The 4,539-nt window shown below is 39.9% G+C and carries 2 protein-coding genes; both read left to right on the top strand.

The window, feature by feature from the left end:
* The coding region (locus tag ACTRWE_RS18835; RefSeq protein WP_462880497.1) for a site-specific DNA-methyltransferase at nucleotides 1–3,098 on the top strand (3,098 nt) is incomplete at its 5' end.
* Between the two features lie 2 nt (nucleotides 3,099–3,100).
* The coding region (locus tag ACTRWE_RS18830; protein WP_462880496.1) for a DEAD/DEAH box helicase family protein at nucleotides 3,101–4,539 on the top strand (1,439 nt) is incomplete at its 3' end.

Here is a 4,539-nt window from a genome sequence, read left to right as displayed (position 1 = left end):
AAGAGATTTTTCAGATTGACCGTCCAGAGTTGGACTTTGGCATTTACCGTATCCTCAATTCGCGTGCTGACGAGATAAATGACTACCTAGACAATAAGCTTAAATCAAAAATACAAACTGCATTGGCTGATGCAGGAAATGCGAATAAAGCTGATCTTGAGCAGCAACTTCAAGCTGTAATAAAAGCGACAACGGAAGCGGGGTTTGAGCCAGATCAAAGTCCAAAAGTTCAGGCGTTGAAAAAGCAAATAGCTGAAACTGCAACCGGTGCTAGCGAGCATGAAAATGCCGTATTCTCACATCTGCTCACATTCTTTTCTCGTTATTACGATAACGGTGACTTTATCAGCAAGCGCCGCTACAAAGGTGATACTTATGCTATCCCCTATGCAGGTGAAGAAGTCATGCTGCATTGGGCCAATAAAGACCAGTATTACATTAAAAGCGGCGAGAACTTTGCCAACTATGCTTTCAAACTCGATGATGGTCGTAAGGTAAGCTTCAAACTGCTGTCGGCAGATACCGCCAAGGATAATCGTAAAGATAACGATGCTGACCGTCGCTTTGTCCTCATTGAACCCCATACTCGCACCAAATTAGACGAGGATGGAGAAGAGTTTGAACAGACTTATCAACCAGTTGCAGTTGTAAAAGCGACAGAAATTATTAACGGTGAATCAGTTGAAACCGAAGAATTAGTCATTCATTTCGAATACAAAGCGATGAAAAAAGGCACCAAGCAAGATGCCTTAGTGCAAACAGCGATCGCTACTATTTTATCAGATAGCCAAGTCCAGCAGTATTGGGCGGATCTTTCCAAACGAGCGCCAACCGAGAGCAACCCAAGCCGCACAGAGCTTGAACGCCACCTTACCACCTACACGCAGCGTAATACCGCAGATTACTTTATTCACAAAGATCTCGGCGGATTCTTGAGTAATGAGCTGGACTTTTACATCAAGAATGAAGTGATGAATCTGGACAATGTTCAAAATGCGGAAGTGTTTGCGAACATCGAAAAGCAGTTACGTATGATCCAGTGTTTACGATCTGTGGCGCAAGAATTAATTACCTTTTTGGCACAACTTGAAAATTTTCAAAAGAAACTATGGACTAAGAAGAAGTTTGTCTCGTCTTCGCATTACACCATCACACTAGATCTTCTAACACCAGAGCTTAAGCAAGAAGCTGTAAATAATAAGCTGCAAATCGGGCGTTGGATTGATTTAGGATTTATCACTAGTGAGTTAGACATAAAGGATTATGATTTTCTTCCTGTGGACACTGAGTTGTTTACAATTGACTTTAAAGAAAATGTGATAAATTTATTCGACGATATAGATTCTAAAGTTCAACACTTAATGATAAATGGTGATAACTATCATTCTTTACGGCTAATCAAAAATAAATATGCTGGTAAAGTAGACTCAATTTATATCGACCCGCCATACAATACAAATGCATCTGAAATATTATATAAAAATGGGTTTAAACATAGTGCATGGAATTGCTTAATTGAGAATCGGGTGACTGAGGGTTATCAATTATTAAGTGATACAGGAACTCAGGTATTTACGATTGATGATTATGAGTTAGAAAATAGTTTATTGATTAATAATGAGATTTTTGGTTCTGAAAACCATCTCTCTACAGTACCCATTCGCAATAACCCTCAAGGTCGATCAACGGTTTCTGGTTTTTCAATTAACCATGAGTACGCAATTTTCCATAGAAAGACGGAGCAAGTAAAATCAGTCGGTCGTCTACCAAGAAGTGATTCGCAAAACCAACGTTACAATGAAACTGATGAGAATGGTTTAAAGTTCCTTTGGGAGAATTTTAGAAAAACAGGTACGGATTCAAGCCGAAAGGATAGACCAAAACAGTATTATCCTATTATTGTCCAAAACGGACGTTTAGAGATCCCAAGTATGGTATGGAACGAGGCTAAGAATGAGTGGGATTATGACTTAGCAACCTCCGAATCTGCCATAGTTGTTTTACCGAATGATTCAACTGGTACCGAAAGAGTTTGGAAATGGGGAATTGAGCGCGCGCGAAAAGAGCTTGCACATCTTAAGTATGAGAAAACTAAAGAGCGGTATGAAATTTATAGACGTAATTATCTTAATGATGAAGGCAAATTGCCAGGGACTTGGTGGGATGATGCTTCATACGCTGCTGGTTCGCATGGAACCAATCTTCTGTCATCTATGTTTACTCGTGAAAGGTTATTTTTATTTCCAAAATCTTACAAGGCTGTTGTTGACTGTCTTAAAGTAGCCGGAGCAAATAGGCAGAGCTTAGTTTTGGATTATTTTTCTGGTTCAGCAAGTACCGGTCACGCTGTTGTAGTAATGAATGATGAGGACGGTGGTACAAGACGCTCTATTCTTGTTGAGCAAGGAGAGTATTTTGATTTGATCACAAAACCACGAATGCTTAAATGTTTATTTGCATCTCAATGGAAAAATGGTCGCCCTTCTGTTACGAGAAACAAATCAAGCATTACTAAAGTTGTAAAAATAGAAAGCTATGAAGACACCTTAAACAACATTTATTTGACTAAGAAGAATGCTGACCTGTTTGAACAGATGACTCCCGAAGCTTCAGCTGACTATTTATTAAAATATATGCTTCAAGAGGAAAGCAAGAGTTCATTGCTAAATACAGATAACTTCCATAAGCCATTTGATTATGAAATGAATATTTCAGCTGACTCTGCTGGCGCAACCGAGCGTAAAACAATTGACTTGGTAGAAACCTTCAATTTCCTAATTGGCTTAAATGTTAAGTCGATTGAATCGAATATCGAGCGTGGCTTTGTTCGTGTAGAAGGCACTTTACCAAGTGGTGAACGTACCCTTATTGTGTGGCGAGATTGCGACAAAATTGGTTATGAAAAACTTAATGATTACGCTAACCGCTTTGATCTGTATGCCAAAGAGCAGACCTTTGATGTGATTTACATTAATGGCGACCACAATTTGCCAACGGCATTTACTGTAGATGATGATGAGGGCGATGTGATACGTAGCTTAAAACTCCGTCAAATTGAGCCGGAATTCCTGAGCCTGATGTTTGCTGAGGAGATTTAAGCATGGCCCGTTCTCCACAAAAAGCTGCGTCTACTGGCAAAGCAGTAAAAAAACAAAGCAATAGCAAATTAAGCTTCCATAAACAACTGGTGCTTAACCGTTTTATGTTTCGCTTTTTCAAAGATGGTACTTTGCAAGGTTTAAAGCTACGTTTAGGCGAAGACCGTTTTGAAGGCATTCATGAAGATGGGCAAAGCTTGTTCTTCCATGAATTGAGTAACTATCTCTTTGAGGTCGATTTAATCGACCTTGATGAGCTGCGTCGCTACGACTTGAACATTGTTAAGCATTGGCAACAGATCACGCAGCACCGTAACCGTAAAGAAGATACGGTACTGAATATGAAGTATTTCCAGTACTTGTCTCTCTTGTTTACAGAGATTTATCTCGACTGGCACTTCAACCGCAAGCAAGAGCTGCTCAATGGCCTGAATCGTGAGCTTGAAGCTTACAATGTAGAAAACAGTAAAACAGCGAAAGACAGAGCCAATCAGTTTAGACAGTATATTTTGGATGATTTGAACAAGCTGGCATTTTGGAATGCTACGGGTTCAGGTAAGACGTTGTTATTACACGTCAATATTTTGCAGTATTTGCACTATTTTCAAAATGGTAATACCAGCCATTACCCTGACAAGATCATTCTGCTCACACCGGATGAGCGCTTGTCACAGCAGCATATGAATGAACTGTATGACTCAGGTTTTTCTCATATCCAGTTGTTTGATAAATCTAAGCCAACACCGTTCAGAGGCACGATTGAAGTTATTGATATCAATAAACTTGCAGATGAAATGGGCGACAAAACGGTCGCGGTTGAAGCCTTTGAAGGTAAGAACTTAGTACTAATTGACGAAGGTCATAAAGGTACAGGTACGGCTGCTGGTGCTTGGATGCGTCGTCGTGACAAGTTGACCCGCGATGGCTTTGCCTTTGAGTATTCTGCTACGTTTGGTCAATCTGTCTCTTCTGGAAATACTGTAGAAGCAGTTGAAAACGATATTAAAAAGAAAAAAGCCAAAATGCTGTTTGAAACGACAGCTTTGGGTAAGTTAACTGAAGAGCAGTTAGCGCAATTGGAATTAGATACTGAGGAGCAGCGTGACGCTCGCATTCAAGCTACACGTGAAGTGTATGGCAAATCAGTGTTATTTGATTACTCGTACAAATTTTTCTACGAAGATGGTTATGGGAAAGAGTCGTTAATCCTAAACCTTAACCCAGAGCAGGATAAGCAAGATAAGCGGCGTTATGAGTACTTCACCGCGTGTTTGCTCAGCTTCTACCAACAGCAATATTTGTTCACTAAAAACAAAGACCAGTTAGCTGAGTTCAACATTGAAAAACCACTTTGGGTGTTTGTGGGAAACACTGTTGGCGGTGAAGATTCTGATATTCATGCTGTCTTACGCTTTCTAGCTTGGTTCTTGAATAATGAAGC

Source organism: Pseudoalteromonas sp. G5_S1_54_S4, assembly GCF_054968565.1.
The sequence above is the reverse complement of the archived record's forward strand: the minus strand, read 5'-3'. Positions and strand labels throughout refer to the sequence as shown.